Source organism: Gemmata sp. (assembly GCF_051859125.1).
GTDB lineage: Bacteria > Planctomycetota > Planctomycetia > Gemmatales > Gemmataceae > Gemmata.
This window is the reverse complement of sequence record NZ_JBHYGG010000076.1, coordinates 1-15935: the sequence shown is the minus strand read 5'-3', so window position 1 is coordinate 15935 and position 15935 is coordinate 1. Positions and strand designations below refer to the sequence as shown.

General features: G+C 69.4%; 15 protein-coding genes. 4 read left to right on the top strand and 11 right to left on the bottom strand.

Annotated elements, in window-relative coordinates; genetic code table 11:
- Window positions 1-317 precede the first annotated feature (317 nt).
- Both ACTIGN_RS08905 and ACTIGN_RS08900 read right to left on the bottom strand, forming a co-directional pair.
- A complete protein-coding gene (locus ACTIGN_RS08905) occupies window positions 318-1082 on the bottom strand; it encodes a DUF6065 family protein (protein WP_439622930.1) in 765 nt (254 codons plus the stop codon).
- 46 nt (window positions 1083-1128) lie between these two features.
- A complete protein-coding gene (locus ACTIGN_RS08900) occupies window positions 1129-2745 on the bottom strand; it encodes an amidophosphoribosyltransferase (RefSeq protein WP_439622928.1) in 1617 nt (538 codons plus the stop codon).
- Window positions 2746-2945: 200 nt separating this feature from the next.
- Between ACTIGN_RS08900 and ACTIGN_RS08895 the strand changes: the two genes are divergently transcribed.
- Window positions 2946-3569, top strand: a complete 624-nt coding sequence (locus ACTIGN_RS08895; protein WP_439622926.1) for a hypothetical protein — start codon at window positions 2946-2948, stop codon at window positions 3567-3569.
- 112 nt (window positions 3570-3681) lie between these two features.
- Here ACTIGN_RS08895 and ACTIGN_RS08890 read toward each other — a convergent pair whose 3' ends face one another.
- The 5 genes from ACTIGN_RS08890 to ACTIGN_RS08870 all read right to left on the bottom strand — a co-directional run bounded on the left by ACTIGN_RS08890 (window position 3682) and on the right by ACTIGN_RS08870 (window position 9599).
- Window positions 3682-4926 (bottom strand): outer membrane protein assembly factor BamB family protein, encoded by a 1245-nt coding sequence (locus tag ACTIGN_RS08890; protein WP_439622924.1) that lies wholly within the window; start codon window positions 4924-4926, stop codon window positions 3682-3684.
- 94 nt (window positions 4927-5020) lie between these two features.
- Window positions 5021-5431, bottom strand: a complete 411-nt coding sequence (locus ACTIGN_RS08885; protein ID WP_439622922.1) for a hypothetical protein — start codon at window positions 5429-5431, stop codon at window positions 5021-5023.
- Window positions 5432-5565: 134 nt separating this feature from the next.
- A complete protein-coding gene (locus ACTIGN_RS08880) occupies window positions 5566-5901 on the bottom strand; it encodes a hypothetical protein (RefSeq protein ID WP_439622920.1) in 336 nt (111 codons plus the stop codon).
- A gap of 22 nt (window positions 5902-5923) precedes the next feature.
- Window positions 5924-8644: a PAS domain-containing hybrid sensor histidine kinase/response regulator gene (locus ACTIGN_RS08875; RefSeq protein ID WP_439622918.1), complete on the bottom strand. Its 2721-nt coding sequence runs from the start codon at window positions 8642-8644 to the stop codon at window positions 5924-5926.
- A 61-nt stretch (window positions 8645-8705) separates the two neighbouring features.
- Window positions 8706-9599, bottom strand: coding sequence for a hypothetical protein (locus tag ACTIGN_RS08870; RefSeq protein ID WP_439622916.1), 894 nt, complete (start codon window positions 9597-9599; stop codon window positions 8706-8708).
- On the opposite strand from ACTIGN_RS08870, the gene ACTIGN_RS08865 reads away from it, so the two are divergent.
- Window positions 9594-10301 (top strand): Clp protease N-terminal domain-containing protein, encoded by a 708-nt coding sequence (locus tag ACTIGN_RS08865; RefSeq protein WP_439622914.1) that lies wholly within the window; start codon window positions 9594-9596, stop codon window positions 10299-10301. The genes ACTIGN_RS08870 and ACTIGN_RS08865 overlap by 6 nt on opposite strands.
- Before the next feature lie 39 nt (window positions 10302-10340).
- Here ACTIGN_RS08865 and ACTIGN_RS08860 read toward each other — a convergent pair whose 3' ends face one another.
- From ACTIGN_RS08860 to pstB, 4 genes are all read right to left on the bottom strand, one after another.
- Window positions 10341-10532 (bottom strand): hypothetical protein, encoded by a 192-nt coding sequence (locus ACTIGN_RS08860; RefSeq protein WP_439622912.1) that lies wholly within the window; start codon window positions 10530-10532, stop codon window positions 10341-10343.
- 113 nt (window positions 10533-10645) lie between these two features.
- Entirely contained in the window at window positions 10646-10975 is a 330-nt protein-coding gene (locus ACTIGN_RS08855; RefSeq protein ID WP_439622910.1) for a hypothetical protein, read from the bottom strand.
- Window positions 10976-11013: 38 nt separating this feature from the next.
- On the bottom strand, window positions 11014-11529 hold the full coding sequence (locus tag ACTIGN_RS08850; protein WP_439622908.1) for a hypothetical protein: 516 nt from the start codon (window positions 11527-11529) through the stop codon (window positions 11014-11016).
- Window positions 11530-11727: 198 nt separating this feature from the next.
- A complete protein-coding gene (gene pstB / locus ACTIGN_RS08845) occupies window positions 11728-12558 on the bottom strand; it encodes a phosphate ABC transporter ATP-binding protein PstB (protein WP_439622906.1) in 831 nt (276 codons plus the stop codon).
- Between the two features lie 202 nt (window positions 12559-12760).
- Here pstB and pstS point away from each other — a divergent pair, with 202 nt between their 5' ends.
- Both pstS and pstC read left to right on the top strand, forming a co-directional pair.
- On the top strand, window positions 12761-13828 hold the full coding sequence (pstS, locus tag ACTIGN_RS08840; RefSeq protein ID WP_439622904.1) for a phosphate ABC transporter substrate-binding protein PstS: 1068 nt from the start codon (window positions 12761-12763) through the stop codon (window positions 13826-13828).
- A gap of 113 nt (window positions 13829-13941) precedes the next feature.
- The gene (pstC, locus tag ACTIGN_RS08835; protein WP_439622902.1) at window positions 13942-15807 is read left to right on the top strand and encodes a phosphate ABC transporter permease subunit PstC; all 1866 of its coding nucleotides are present in this window, start codon (window positions 13942-13944) and stop codon (window positions 15805-15807) included.
- Window positions 15808-15935: the final 128 nt, after the last annotated feature.

Below are 15935 nucleotides of genomic sequence, written 5' to 3'. Positions count from 1 at the left end.
GTTTGGAGCCCCGGAGGGGCGGCGGATGGTAGCCAGGGGTGCGGCCCGCGTGCGGGCAAACCCCTGGTCCCCAGCGCAATGCGGATCACCCGAGGTTCTGTCGCCCCTCCGGGGCTCCGATACGCAACGCTCTCCTAACCAGGGGTTCCGCTCGAAGACTCGCTCCTGGCTACCCTCGGTCGCCGCATCCGCGGCTACCAACCGCGTCCTCTGTCCTCTGTCTGAAAATCTGCGTCTTCTGCGTAATCTGCGGATAAAACTGTCTTCGCCTTATCTTCTCATGCTTCTGCGTAATCTGCGGATGACTCTCTTCCCTGCTACTTCTTGTCCTGCTCGAACTCGCGGATGCTGAGGCGGGTCTGGTGCTCCTCGATCTCCTTGCCGTCGGGCGTGCGGCCCTGGAAGTAGTCCTTCTGCCACCCGCGCTTCACCGCCTCAGGGTCGAGCGTGCGGAGCCCGTGCAGGAACCCCTTCCGCCCCTCCTCCCACTTCCGGTACTGCTCGGTCAGCTCGGGGTTCGTCGCCAGTTGGGCGCGCTTCGGGACGAGGCTCTCGGCCAGCCCCCGCGGGATCGGCACCAGCATGCAAAACGGGTCGCCCCTCGCGAACGTCACCCACTCGCACACCCGGGTCATCTTCCAGTTCATCGTGAACGTCGAGGCGATCCAGTCCGACTCTACGATCCCCTCGAGCGGCTGGACGCCGTCCTTGATGAAGTTGCTCGGCCCCTTCACCCACAGGTTGATGCCGGGCGGGGTGCGGAACAGGAACGGGACCGTGAACGTGATGACCCCGCTGCCGAAGTGGCTGACGATGCGGTTGTCGACCGGGCCGTCGAACTGGAGCTCCACGTCCTCCTTGTTCACCCCGCCGTACCAGTACGCGCGGAAGCCCGCCGGGGACCCCATCACCCACCCGTTCTGGTTGGCGATGTTGAGCGGGAGGCACCGGTACGGGTGCCGCAGGTGGGCGCTGTCCATCCAGTCCCGGTTGATCGGGGCCGGGTCCAGGGGCGTGTCGACGTGCGGGTACAGTTCGTAGGCGTAGAACGGCTGCTCGGGAACCGGGGCCGGCTCGGACATGGGTTTCATCCTGAAACGGGTGTCGGTCGCGGGTCGCAACGAACCTTTACGTCTGCCCCGCGTCGGTGACGGAGCACACGAGGGGCTCGGGCGGGCGGTCGTAGGTGCGGCCGTCGCCGGTGCCGGTCGCGTGGTTGCGGAGCGCGAGCTGGTACAACTGCTCGCCGTTGGCCGTCGGGTAGTCGCCGGTCACGCACGCGCGGCACAGTTGCTCGGCCGGCAGGTCGATGCACCGCGCGACCGCGTCGACCGGGAGGTAGAACAGCGAGTCGGCCCCGAGTTCCTTCGCCATCGCGTCCTGCTCGGCGACCGTGGGCACCTTGCTGGCCATGAACTTCGGGGCGAACAGCTCCTTCACCGTGCTCATGTCGATGCCGTAGAAGCACGGGGCGATGATCGGCGGGCACGCGACGCGGACGTGGATCTCCTTCGCCCCGCCCTGGTCCCGCAGGTGGTGCAGCAGGCTCTTGAGGGTCGTGCTGCGGACGATCGAGTCCTCGACGAGCAGCACCTTCTTGCCCGAGAGCACCTCGCGCAAGGGGGTGAACTTGAGCCGCACCTTGTCGGCCCGGTTCGCGCCCTCGATGAACGTGCGGCCGATGTACCGGTTGCGGATCAGCCCCTCGACCGACGGGATGCCGAGCGCGAACGCCATCGCGTCGGCGGCGGCCTTCCCCGTGTCGGGGACCGGGACGACGACCGTCTCCTCGGGGTTCAGCGGCACCCGGCCGAGCGCCTTCTCCTGCTTGGCGAGCTCCTGGCCGAGCCGCGCCCGCGACAGGTACACGCTCCGGTCGTCGAACGAGCTGGACACGTTGGCGAAGTAGATCCACTCGAAGAAGCAGTGCGCCTTCCGCGGCGACGGGGCGTACTGGTGGACCGACAGCTCGCCGTCCTGGATCAGGATCATCTGGCCGGGTTCGAGCGACTTGATGTTGCGGAACCCGAGGTTCTGGAGCGCGACGCTCTCGCTGGCCGCGCCGAACACCGGGCCATCCTGAGAGTAGACGAGCGGGCGGATGCCGACCGGGTCGCGGAGGACGACCATGTCGCCCATCGCGTTGAGGAACGTGAGGTTGTACGCGCCGTCGAACTTGGTCGCGAGGTGGCGGAACATCTCGACCAGGTCGGGCCGGTCGTCACCGCGCAGCTCGTGCGCGATGTAGTGCATGATGACTTCGGTGTCGTTGTCGCGGGTCAGGTGGTAGTCGTGGTTGGTGAGGAGCTGCTCGCGGAGGTCGGCGAAGTTGGTGAGCTGGCCGTTGAACGCGAACGCGAACCACTTCCACTTGCACCCGTGCCGCCGCTCGAACGGCTGGGCGTAGCTCCGCTTCGTGGCCCCGCACGTCGCGTACCGGGTGTGCCCGATGGACCCGCGGCCGGCGTACTCCTCCATGATCGAGGCGTACTTGTGCGGGTGGTTGATCCGGAACGCCTCGATGACCGTGCCGACCTCCTTGTAGGTGTCGACGATCTGCTCGCGGTCCGGGTTGTACGTGGCCATGCCCGCGGCGAGTTGCCCGCGGTTCTGGAGGTCGAGGAGCATCCGCGGCATGAGCCGCGAGAGTTGGTCGGGGTCACCGGACCACACGGGCGAGCGGTCGCCGCGGCCCGGGAGGTAGTACAGCGCCGCCACACCGCATTCGTGGTGCAACTCGTCCATGTTACCGCCAGGCAGTAGGTGAGAGCGACCGGTGGGGTCACTATAGAACTTCCGCGGGGCCGGTCCAAGCACCGGGGCCGTACGAAAACTTCGCGCGACCGACCGAATCGCCGCCTGCGCGACCGATCCGCGCCAATCCGCACGGCCGGTTGCGTCGTCGGAACGGTGCCTCTCCGCCCCCATCTCATTGGAGAGTTCTGATGACTCGCCGGATTCTTACACTGGTGCTGATTGCCGCCGCGGGCCCCGTCGCCGCCGACAAGGGGGCCGACAAGCCGAAGACCGACCCCGCCGGGTTGCCCCTCGAACTCACGCTCACGGGGAAGACCACGAAGTACCCGCTCGACCTGGGCGGGCTGTCGGCCGACGACTTCAAGAAGGCGGTCGCGGCCGCCGGGAAGGGCCGCGGGAAGCCGCCGGCCACGCCGGCCGTCGACCTGACGGTCGAACTCAAGAACACGTCGAACGCGACGGTGCAGGTGTGGTCGAAGGGCGACCCGGTCGTGCTGACGCTCGAACTCAAGGGCAAGGGCGCGGTGAACGTGAGCCCGCAGGTGCCGGTGACGCTCGAGTTCCGGCTCCCCGAGGGCGTCGGGCTGGAGGCCGGCAAGTCGCTCACGTTCCCGGTGAAGTCGCTGACCAGCGGGTTCCGCGGGGCGGGCCACCTCGCGTACTGGACCGAGCCCGGCGAGTACGAACTGGTCGCGACGCTCAAGTCGGGCCTCCTGCCGATCCCGAAGGGCGCGATGGACAACGGCGACGGGTACGGCGTCGTCACCCTCACCACCGCCCCGCTCAAGATCACCGTCGAAGAGAAGAAGTAGTTCCGCGGTCAACGCTCCACGTTGACCCGTCCGGTTCGGGGCTTCTGGTTCCCGCACCGGGGGGAGCGGAGGTCTTCAATTCGCTTCACGCGGGGGCTCACGCCCCCGAGTCCTACTTCCTCTCGATGCGGTACAGCGCCTTCTCGGTGCGGAGCAGGAGCGCGTCGCCGTCGACGCCGTAGCTGGCGAGGGCGCGCTCGCCCATCTTGTTCGTCGCCACCGGGTCGTAACTGCTCCCGGGCTTGAACACGGTCGCGGTGCCGTCCTCGGCGAGCAGGTAGACGTGCCCGTTGGCGAACACCGGGGACGACGAGTACGCCTTGCCGACCCGCTCGTTCCACCGCTCCGCACCCGTCTTCGCGTCGATGCACGTCAAAGTGCCGTCGTCGGCGGCCATGTAGATCGCGTCGCCCACGAGGAGCGGCGAGGCGTTCCGCGGCACGCCCTTCTTGACGGTCCAGGCGACGTGCGTGTCGGTCACGTCGCCGGTGCCGTCGGCCCTGATGGCGTAGAAGACCGGGTTGTCGTACCCGGTGCTGAGGTACACGGTCCCGTTGGCGAACAGCGGCTTCGGCACCACCGAGTACCCGTTGTACTTCACCCGCCAGATTTCGGTGCCGGTCTTCGGGTCGAGCGCCATCACCACGTCGCTCCCCTGTGCGACCACCTGCTCCTTGCCGCCGACGGCGATGAGGAGCGGGGTGGCGAACGAGAACGGCTTCTTCGGCTTGGCGTCCCGCGGCGTCTGCCACGCGACCTTGCCGGTCTTCCGGTCGAGTGCGATCACCGCCTGCTTCTCGACACCGTCGATGCAGAAGATGAGCTTGTCGGCGGCGAGCACCGGCGACCCGCCGGCCCCGTGGACCGGCGTGTACTTCAGCGCCTCCTGGGTCCACACCTTGGAGCCGTCGTTCGCCTTCAGGCACGCGGTGCCCAGGTGCCCGAAGTGAACGAACAGGAACTCGCCGTCGAGCACCGGGGTCGGGCTCGCGTGGCTGTTCTTCGAGTGGATCTTCGCGGCGGTCTTCCCGTCCTCCTTGAACACCTCGGCGTCCCACAGCGTCTTGCCGGTCTTCGCGTCGAGGCACAGGGCGCGGAGCGAGTAGTCGCCCTTCCCCTCGCCCGGCACCGCGGTCGTGACGTAGACCTTCCCGCCGGCCGCGACCGGCGACGACCACCCGTTGCCGGGGAGTTCGACGCGCCAGGCGACGTTCTTGGTCTGGTCCCACTCGGTCGGGAGCTTGGCGGCGTCGGCGTGGCCGTCGCCGGCCGCCCCGCGGAACTGGACCCACTCGGCGGCCGCGACCGGCAGCGCGAGAGCGAGGGCGAAGCAAAGTGCGAGTGCTGCGCGTGGCATCGAGGGAAGCTCCGAAAAGTGAGTCGGTGGCGGGGAGTGCGTGACAGTGTACGGCCGGCCGAGCGGAGAATCCGTCGCAATTTCGCGGGAGCGGCTACGGGCCTTCGATGGTCCACCGCTCTCCGAACGCGGCCGCGGGGTCGGGCTCCGCGTGGACCGTGCGGCCCTCGAAGAACCCGCCCCGCAGCCCGAGCGTGAGCGGCACCGGCATCCGCCCGCCGTCGCGGAGCAACTTGGCGACGACCGTCGCGGCGAGTGCGCTGCCGTTCTTGTCTTCGAGGCGGAGGGTGAGTTCACCGAGGTCGTACGGGAACGTGCCGCCCGCGATGGTGATGTTCCGCAGGTGCGGGGGCGTGAGCGGGTCGAACGGCAGCGGGGTGACGACGCCGGGCCGGAACTGCCGCCACAACCGCTCCGCCACCACGGTGAAGAACGCTCCGGTGTCAACGACGGCGGCCGTGATCGCGAAATCTCCCGAGAGAATCGAAGTCTTGAGGGATCGCATGAAGTTCACGTAGGCGACCAACCGCAACGCGGGCAGCGAATCGCGGGTGCCGTCCGGTCCACGGAACCAAATCGTGTGCGGCGGTTGAGCGCTGCGAATGTAGAGCGTTAGCGGTCTCGCCACGACACACCCACCTACCACTCCAGGGGGGGGATGGAAATGGCTACGAGGCGCGCTCTCTTGAGGTCGGGCTCGGCCTCGAACACGCGCCGGTGGACTTCCTCGGGGTCCGGGCCGTAGCCGAGGATGCGGCCGTCGGTCGCGAGGACGTAGTCGCCGACCGCGGGGTCGATGCCGTTCTTCCCGAGTTGCGTGGTGATCCATTCCAGGATCTCGATGCGGGCCAGCACGTCCTCGCGCGAGCCGATGCCGGGGTACGCGAACTCGCCCCACTCGGCGGCGATGGCCTCGGTGTCGTAGGCGTCGTCGTCGGCGGGGCGGTCGGGGGCGGGCGGCGGGTTGGCGGTCATTGTCGGGCCTCCGGTGGCCCCGTCATGATACCCCGGCCGGCTCGGTGAGGGCAACCGGCGCGTCGTCGAGGACCTTGCGGATGGCGGCCGCGAGCGCGCTGGGCGTGTACGGCTTCTGGAGGAACCCGGTGCCCGGGTCGGTTGGCAGGTCGGTGACCGTGTGGCCGCTGGCGAACAGCACCGGCACGTGCGGGTCGATCTTGCGGATGAGCTGCGACGCCTGGCGGCCGGAGAGCTGCGGCATGCTCAGGTCGAGGACGACCAGCGCGACCCGGCCCGCGGCCCGCTCGGCGCGGAACACCTCGACGGCCTCGGCCCCGTCGGCGGCGAGCACCACGCGGTACCCCTGGCGCTCCAGCGCGCTGCGGGCCATCGCCCGGACCAGCGGCTCGTCGTCGGCCACGAGGATCACCTCGCCGCGGCCCCGGTCGAGCTGCGCCAGGAGCTTCGACTCGGTGACCTCGGCGGCCGGGTCGAGGGGCTCGCCCCGCGGCAGGTACACGTCGAACCGGCTCCCCGCGCCCGGGGCGCTGGAGCACTCGACCCACCCGCCGTGGGCCCGCGCGACGCCGTACACGACGGCGAGCCCCAGCCCGGTCCCCTGGCCGACGTCCTTGGTGGTGAAGAACGGCTCGAAGATCTTGGCCCGCACGTCGTCGGTCATGCCGACGCCCGTGTCGGACACGCTGACGCACACGAACCCCGCGGCCGACGGCGGGGCCTCGGAGCCCGGGGGGCAGGCGTCCGGCGCGTTCCACGTGTCGATCGCGATCGTGCCGCCGTCGGGCATCGCGTCGCGGGCGTTGAGCGACAGGTTCATCAGCACCTGCTGCACCTGGACCAGGTCGGCCGCGACCGGGGCCAGGTCCGGGGCCGGGGTCACCCGGATGCCGATCCGCGGGTCGATGGTCCGGCGGAGCAGCTTGACCGCCCCGGCGACCACGGCGTTGAGGTCCAGGGTCTCGGTCCGCAGCGGCTGCCGGCGGGCGAACCCGAGCATCTGCTTGGTGAGTTCCGCGGCCTGCTTCGCGGCCCGCTCGGCCGACACGAGCAGCTCGGCCTCCTCGTCCCCGGCCCCGCCCGAGCGGATCAGTTCGAGGTTCCCGAGGATGATGGTGAGCAGGTTGTTGAAGTCGTGCGCGATGCCGCCCGCGAGCCGGCCCACGGCCTCCAGCTTGTGCGACTGGCGGAGCTGCTCCTCCAGGCGGTTCTGCTCGGTCACGTCGCGGCCGGTGACGATGAGCCCGACGATCTCGTCCCCGACGCCCCGGAGCGGGGACACGGCGACGTCGAGCAGCGCCTCGCGGCCGTTGGGGAACGACGCCCACTCCTTGGCCCGGACCGTCTCCCCGGTGGCCAGCACCTGGTCCTCAACGGCCCGCATCCGGTGCGCCCAGTCCTCGGTCCCGGACACCTCGTCCCGCCGCTTGCCGATCATCTCGACGATCGGCACCCCGGTCAGCTCCTCGAACGCCGGGTTCGCGCCCAGGAACCGCCGGTCCCGGTCCTTGTAGCACACGACGTCGGGGACCGACGCGAACAGCCCCTCCAGCAGCGCGCTGTGCCGGGCCAGGGCCAGGGCGGTCCGCTCCCGCTCGGTCACGTCGCGGTAGTTGAGCACCACGGCCCGCACGCTCGGGTCGTCGAGCCGGTTGCACCCGTTCATCTCGATGACCCGTACGGTCCCGTCGGCGGCGACCATGCGGACCGTGTTGGCCACGTCCTCGCCGGGCCGGTTCAGCGCGTCGTCGAACTTGTCCCGGGCCGCCCCCAGGTCGTCCGGGTACGCGAACTCGAACACGTTGCGGCCGGTGATGGTCGCCGGGTCGTACCCGAGGATGTCCCACACCGCGGGGGTCGCGTACCGGATCACCCCCCCGTCGTCGAGGAGCATGATCCCGTCCCGGCTCTTCTCGACCAGCGCCCGGAACCGCTGCTCCCGCTGCCGCAGCGCCTCCTCGGACTGCCGCTGCTCGGTCACGTCCACCAGGCACCCGTCGAGCCGCGTGGGCCGGCCGGCCGCGTCCCGCACCACCTGGAGCCGGTCCCGGACCCACCGCACGGTGCCGTCGGCCGACACCACGCGGTACTGCGCCTCGGCGTCGGCGGTCGGACCGGTCAGCAGCCGGCGGAGCCCGGTGCGGTACGCCTCCCGCTCGGCCGGGTGGATCACGTCGCCCCACTTGAACGGGTGGTCGAAGTAGTCCCCGGGGCGGCCGGCCAGCCGGGCCAGGAGCGGGGACACGTACCGGAACTGCCACCCGGCCAGCACGTCCGGCCCGGGGGCGCGCTCGGCGCTCCACAGCGCCGCCGGGGAGTTGCTGAGCACCTGCCGCAGTTCGGACTCGACCCGGCGGGCCTGCGCGAACGCCTGCCGCCGCTCGCGGTCGTCGCGGGCGATGATGAGGCCGAGCGGGTTCGGGGTGACGTGCAGCCGGGACACGGTCAGGTTCACCGGGATCCAGGCGTCCTCCTTGGTGCGGAGGAGGAACCCGTCCTGCCCGTGGAACACCATCGTCTTGGTGAACGCGGTCCGGAGCCGCTGGACCCCGCCCTGGGCCTCGTACCGGAACAGGTGCGTCGCCGGGAGCTGGAGGATCTCGTGCCGCGTGAACCCGGTGAGCCGCAGCACCACCGGGTTGATCTCGATGAGGCGGTCGGTCTCCGGGTCGAGCAGGAACAGCGCGTCCCCGATCTCCTGGAGGAGCGCTTCCGCGAGTTCGGCCTGGTTGTACGTCATCATTGGGACGGGCTGCCGGGGCTGGGTGCGAACGGTGGGCAGTCGCTGGCGAGCCGGCGCGACTTCACTTTCCCGCGGGGCCGACACTCTTAATCGTATGGAGCGGGAACAACTTGTAGCCGACGTCCACCTCGCCGATCAACCCCACCACGGTCGCCGCGTCCTTCTCGGCCCCCGTCGCCAGCGGGACCACCACGAGCCGCTCCGGTGCCCCCGCCGCCTCGACCTCGACCGCCGCGAAGTGCGTGTTCGCGTCGGTCGCCAGCACCTCCAGCCGCGTCAGCTTGTCGTCGAGCGGGACCGGCGGCCCCTTGCGGGACGGGAGTTCGGCCGCGAGCCGCTCGGTGCCGTCCTGGTGGTGGTACAGCACCTTCAAGTTGCGGACCCGCACGACCGGGTTGGCCGGCTCCTTCTGAACGATGCGCACGGCCCACTCGGTGCCGGCCCTCGGTGACGGCAGCGGCTTCGCGTCCGGGAACGCGACCGCCTTCACCGCCGCCTTACCGGGGACGCCCGCGACGACCGGCGCGACCTTGGCGGCCGCCCTCGGGTCGGCGATGCCGAGCGTGTTCAGCCCCTTGTACTGGAGCGTGCCGACGACCGGCTCCTTCGCCCCCTTCAGCGCGTAGGCGACGGTGAGCTTCTCGTAGTCGTACTTCGCGGACTCGACGTGAGAAACCGGGATCAGCGTCAGCACGCCGTCGACGAGGGTGGTGGAGACCGGCTCGCGGACCTTCAGCGCCAGCGGCCCGAGCTTCTCCTCGGCCGAGCCCTTCGGGTCGGCCAGCCACGCGAGCCGGCGGGTGCCAACGGTGAGCTTCGCCCCGGCGACCCTGGTTTCCTTGCCGTCGAGGTCGGTGACGGTGACCGCCGCGGGCGTGGGGGTCTCGTCGGCCGGGCGGGCCGGCAGGACCGCGGCCAGGGAAATAGCGCACACGGAACACCAGCACCAGTGCATGGCGACCCTCGGGGCGTTCGGTTGCCACGTGGTAAGTGGCGGGTGGTTCATGTTCCGCCGGAACCGAATGAGGGGCAAGGGGAAAAAGTGTTAACAGGCCGCCTTGCGGACTCGGCGGGGGCGCGACATAATCTCAAAGGTTTCAGGGGAACAGCTCCACGACCGTGTGCGGTTTCAACGGACACCGAGACGGGAACGAGTCGAACCGTGGACGACATATTTCTGCCCTCCGGCCGCCTCCGCCCGGACATTCTGGATGAGCCGACGGCGCGTGTGCTGAGGGAGTCCCTCTCACTAACCCGTTCGACCAACTGGGATAGCGTCCGAACCCCCCACCTGTTCATGGGGCTCCTCGCCGCCCCCGACTCGGGCGTCGCCAAGTGGGCCAACCGCCTCGGGGCCGACCTCCCCGGTCTGCTCGACCAGTTCCGCGAGTTGTTCTGTCAGCAGAACGCCGAGCCCGTCCCGCCGCTGCTGCTCAACCGCGAATTCCTGTCCGACAATGTGATCCGCCTGCTCCGCGACGCGCACGGCCGCGCCGGCGACTGCGGCCGCCACAGCGTGACCCCGATGGACCTGCTCATCACGCTGTTCACGACGCCGAACAGCATCGTGGCGGAGTGCTTCGAGCGCATCGGCGTGACCGCCGCCAAGCTCACCGAACTCGCCGTCCTCGCCGAACGCGACGTGCCGATCAAGTGAAGTGACGTGGGAGCGTCTGCGACAGGGGCGACTTCGGGCTCACGATCCGCGGACTACGGCTTCCACCTCGGCGATCAGCGACTCGAACGGCACACCCCCGGTGGCTTCGATCTCGCGAACTCCCTCCAAGAACTCTTCGGCGTCGAACGTCTGCTGTGCCCACGCCAGCAACACGGGCGGGATCGGCTCGCGAGGGAATGGTTCGGGCGATTCGGCCGGTGTCGTGTTCATGGCAATCCTCCGCAATGTTCGCTCACGGATTGTACCACCCACAATCGGCTGACGGAAGCCGGCGGTGTGCCTTGGATTTGGGCGAGCGGGGGATGGGGGTCGCACCGGGGGACTTACGTCCCACTCGCCAGACTATTTGGTTCGGCCTCGGCACCCGGCTCCGCATCGAGGTGTTCCGCCCCGACCTGCTGGTACAACTCGCGGAGGGCGGCCGCCGCACGCTCCGCCAGCGCGTACCAGCCGGGGTTCGCGACGCACGCCGGGTGCTCCAGCAGGTATCGCTCGGCCATGTCCGACAGGAGCGACGCCCGGTCGAGCAGTTCGTGACACCCCGGTGTTCCAGGCCGGTGTCCGTCGGCCCACCCCGGACCGGCACCCGCTGCCAGCGCCAGCGCCCGGCGCTCGCGGTCGGTTTCCTCGGGAACGCCGCTCGCCGTAGACATGCTCAATCCTCCAGGCCGGCCTGACACAGGATGCTCCGCTAAGAACCCTTGAGTACGCGCCCGAATTTGAGCTTGTCGAGGGCGATCAGCGCGGCAGCCAGGTTTGCGTCCACTCCTCCCTCGGAATATGTGTCGGCCGTCACCCGAGCGAAGAGGATTAGGTCCATTCGAGGGTTCCAGGTGCTGTTGGGGAAGTCCATCAAGTGTGGATCGTTTGGAATATGCTCCTCACCGCCATCGAGTCGCAGGAATTCGTAGGCGACGCCCCAGAAGAACATGCGATCGTCATCCTCGTGAAACCCGCACGTCGCTTCGTTGACCTCGGCCGATGTCCATGTCCGTGGCTGGTCTACTCGGTCCGCGGTGGTGAGGAACAGCAAGCCGTAGCGGTCGGAAAACCACTTGGTCCGAAAGCGAAAGCGGAACTCCTGCTTCCCCGACCCCATCCACCCCGAGCGGTGCTCGACAACCGCTGTGCCATCGTCCGCAAAAGTGAGGTCAGCCCCGTTCGATCCACCGCTGGCAGCGACGTAATGTGAGTAATGATCTGACACTCTGGCGTCCTCCGGCGACTCAACAACCGCCCAAGTCGCGTGTCAGTGAGTGGAATTGCTCTCGAATCGTAATCGGGTTCAGCCAGAAGTCAATCATTGACATGCGGTGCTGTGCGGTTCCGCTCCCCGGAAACGCAGCGGGCCGGGGGCGATTGAGTGCGCTCCCGGCCCGGTGGTTCGTTGCGGTGCGGTTGAAGATCAACCGAAGCGGCCGGTGATGTAGTCGCGGGTCTGTTCCTGCGTCGGGTTCGAGAACAGGCGGTCGGTCGGGCCGGTCTCGACGATCCGCCCCTCGAAGAAGAACGTCGTGTGGTCCGACACGCGGGCTGCCTGCTGCATGTTGTGCGTCACGATCACGATCGTGTAGTCCCGCTTCAACTCTTTAATCAGCTCCTCGATCGCCTGCGTCGACTTCGGGTCCAGCGCGCTGCACGGCTCGTCCATGAGGAGGACGTCCGGCTCGGTCGCCAGGGCGCGGGCGATGCACAGCCGCTGCTGCTGGCCGCCGGAGAGTTCGAGGGCCGAGGCGTGCAGCCGGTCCTTCGTCTCGTTCCACAGCGACGCCTGCTTGAGGCACCGCTCGACGGTGTGGTCGAGCCGCTGGCGGCTCCGCTCGCCGGCCATCCGCGGGCCGAACGCGATGTTCTCGTAGATCGTCTTCGGGAACGGGTTCGACTTCTGGAACACCATCCCGACGCGGCGGCGGAGGTCGGTCAGGTTCGCCGCGGGGCCGTAGATGTCCTCGCCGGCGACCTCGACCGTCCCCGTCTTGCGGGCGCCGTCGATCAGGTCGTTCATGCGGTTCAGGAGCCGCAAGAGCGTGGACTTGCCGCACCCGCTTGGCCCGATGAACGCCATCACCGACCGGGCCGGGACCGACAGCGAGACGTTGAACAGCGCCTGCTTCGCGCCGTACCAGAAGTTGACGTCGCGGACGGCGATCTGCTCGGCGCTCTCGGCCCACGACTCGGGCGCGTCGCGGGTGGTGTTCCGGGCCGTGCGGAGGGGCGGTGCGGCGAGTTGGGTCACGGTACACCCGGGGTGTGAACGGGGGCGGGCGGCTACTGAGCCACGTTCACTTCTACACCCCGATTGTGAAGACTGGTGGTAGGTTGCGTGAAGCCTGCGCCGATCCCCCGGACCAAACGATTCCTACGCGCGTTCTTCACGCGACCTTCACGCCCACCTCGTTAGCTTAACCGCGGTTCCCGCACACTCCTCGGACCTCACCATGCTGAACCGCCTTTCCCTGCCGACCCTGGCCCTGCTCGCCGCGCTCACGGGCGGGTGCGGTCCGAAGTCCGGCGGCGCGCCGCGAATCAGCGGCGGCGGCGCGACGTTCGTGGACCCCATCATGCAGAGGTGGTCCGGCGAGTACAAGACGGCGAAGAAGGTCGAAATCGACTACGTCTCGAAGGGGTCGGGCTACGGCATCACGAACGTGACCTCGAAGAACCTCGACTTCGGGTGCTCCGACGCGCCGATGAACGCGAAGGAGGTCGAGGCGGCGAAGGCGGCCGGCGGCGAGGTCGTTCACGTCCCGGTGACCGTCGGTGCGGTCGCGGTCGTCTACAACCTGCCGGCCGCGAAGAACCTGACGCTCACGGGAGAAGTGCTGGCCGACATCTACCTCCGCAAGGTCGTGAAGTGGAACGACCCGGCCATCCTGAAGCTGAACCCGGCGGCCGACGCGGCGGCGCTGGACGCCGACATCACCCCGGTGGCGCGGGCCGAGTCGAGCGGCACGAGCAGCATCTTCACCGAGTACCTGGGCAAGCGGAGCCCGGAGTTCGCCAAGGCGGTGGGGGCCAGCAAGAGCCCGAAGTGGCCGGCCGCCGGCGTGCTCGGCAAGGAGGGCAACGACGGCGTCGCGGGGCACGTCAAGGACGCGGCCGGCACCATCGGGTACGTCGAACTGGCCTACGCGAAGAAGAACAACATCCCGTTCGCGACGCTCGTGAACAAGGCCGGCAAGCCGGTGGCCCCGGACGCGGCCGGCGTGACCGCGGCGGTCGGTGCGGCGATGAAGGTGAAGCAAGAAAAAGAGCCGTACGCGCTGCACCCGCTCGCGTTCTCGTTCACCGACGCCGACGGCGACGCCGCGTACCCGATCGTCGGCGCGAGCTACGCGATGCTGTTCAAGAAGCAGCCGAGGGAGAAGGGCGAGGTGATCGTCGCGTTCCTGAAGTGGGTCGTCGCCGACGGCCAGAAGTTCGCGACCGAACTCGACTACGCCCCGCTCCCCGCCGACCTGACCAAGAGGGCCGAGGAGGTTCTCGGCACCGTGACGTTCGAGTGAGTTCGGATTCGACCAACCACCCGGGCGAGCCGGGAGCGTGAGCGACCGGAGGAAACCTGCTCCGGTCGCTCACGCTCCCGGCTCGCCAGGAAGATGCCCGCCCCCGTGAGTGCATGACCCAGCCACCCGCCGGCCCGTCCACCGTGTCCCTCGGCGACCGCCTGTTCGCGGGGCTGTGCCAGTCGTCGGGCGTGTTCGTCCTCGCGATCGCCGCGGCGCTCGTCGCGGTCCTCGCGCTCCAGGCGTGGCCGGCGCTCCGGCACTTCGGCGAGTGGAACGTCCTCACCAGCGCCAACTGGGACCCCGAGAACCCCGACCCCGAGAAGCGGTCGTACGGCGCACTACTGTTCGTGTACGGCACGCTCGCGACGGCCGCCATCGCGATGCTCGTCGCGGTGCCGCTCGGGGTCGGCGCGGCGACGTACCTGTCCGAGATCGCCTCGCCCCGCGTCCGCACCGTCAGCGCGTTCCTGCTCGAACTGCTCGCCGCGATCCCGAGCGTCATCTTCGGGTTCTGGGCCGTCGAGTTCCTCGCCAAGCGCGGCCTCGCCCCGGCCTACGACCTGTTCGGTCTGAAGCACCAGTCGGGCGAGGGGATCGTCGCCGCCGGGCTGGTCCTCGCCGTGATGGTGCTGCCGTACATCACCGCCCTGACGTTCGACGTGTGCCAGGCGGTCCCGCGGTCACAGCGCGAGGGCTCGCTCGCGCTCGGCGCGACCCGCTGGCAGACGATCTGGAACGTCGTTCTTCCTTATGCGAGGCCGGGTACGATCGCCGCGTGCGTGCTGGCCCTGGGCCGCGCGCTCGGCGAGACGATGGCCGTCACGATGGTGATCGGCAACGCCCAGCACCTCGACCTCGCGCTGACCGCGACCGGCGACTCGATCCCGAGCATCATCGCCAAGCAGCTCCACGAGACGACGGCCGGCGACCCGAAGCGGTCGGTGCTGATCGCGCTCGGGCTCGTGCTGCTCGCGATCACGCTGTTCACGAACCTGGTGGCCCGGCTGCTGCTCCGCTGGTGGGCCGCGACGCCGCGGGCGAGGGCGAGCAAGCCGATCCGCGTCACCGAGGTCGCCGAGGTGCCGCCCCGCGACCCGAGCGACGCCGCGGCCGCCCGCCGCAAGGCCGAGCGCCGCGACAAGCTGATGACCGGCGTCCTCGCCGGGTGCCAGTTTCTCACCGTGGTCCCGCTGTTCCTGATCCTCGGGTACATCACGTACAAGGGCGCGGGCCAGGTGACCGGCGCGTTCTTCACGAACCTGCCGAACGACAAGCCGCCGGGCCTGTACCACGCGCTCGTCGGCAGCGCCACGCTCGTCGTGCTCGCCGCCGCGTTCGCGATCCCCATCGGGATCACGGCCGCGATCCTGCTCAGCGAGTACCGGAACAACCGATGGGTCGCGCCGGTGCGGTTCGTGGCGGAGCTGCTCGGCGGGGTGCCGTCGATCATCATCGGCGTGTTCGCCTACGCGATCCTGGTGACGCCGTTCTGGCTCGCGCCGGGCGAGCGCCCATGGGGGTACTCGGCGTGGGCCGGCGGGTTCGCACTGGCGGTGATGATGCTCCCGGTGCTGGTGCGGTCGGGCGAGGAGGCGATGCGGCTGGTGCCGAACAGCCTCCGTGAGGCGAGCTACGCCCTCGGCGCGAGCCGCCGGCAGACGGTGCTGCGGGTGGTGATCCCCGCGGCGCTGCCGGCGATCATCACCGGCGTACTGCTCGCGGTCGGCCGCATCGCCGGCGAGACGGCCCCGCTGATCCTCACCGCCCGCGGGTCGCAGTTCGTGGCCCGGTCGCTGTCGGACGCGACGCCGTCGCTGCCGTACTACGTGTACGACTTCGCGAAGCGGCCCGACGAGGCGCTGAAGAACCTCGCGTGGGCCGGGGCGTTCGTGCTGGTCGTGGTCGTGCTGCTGCTGAACGTGGCGGTGCGGCTGCTGGCCGGCAAGCGCGTCGTCGCCGCGGCCCGTGCGGACTGACGTGCGGGCACGGGCATTACTGCGTGTCCCGCGGCCGGCCCCTCCCAGGTTTATCAGCCCCGGAGGGGCGGCAGATGGTAGCCAGGGGTGCGGCCCGCTTCGGGCAAACCCCTGGTCCCCGGCGCGAC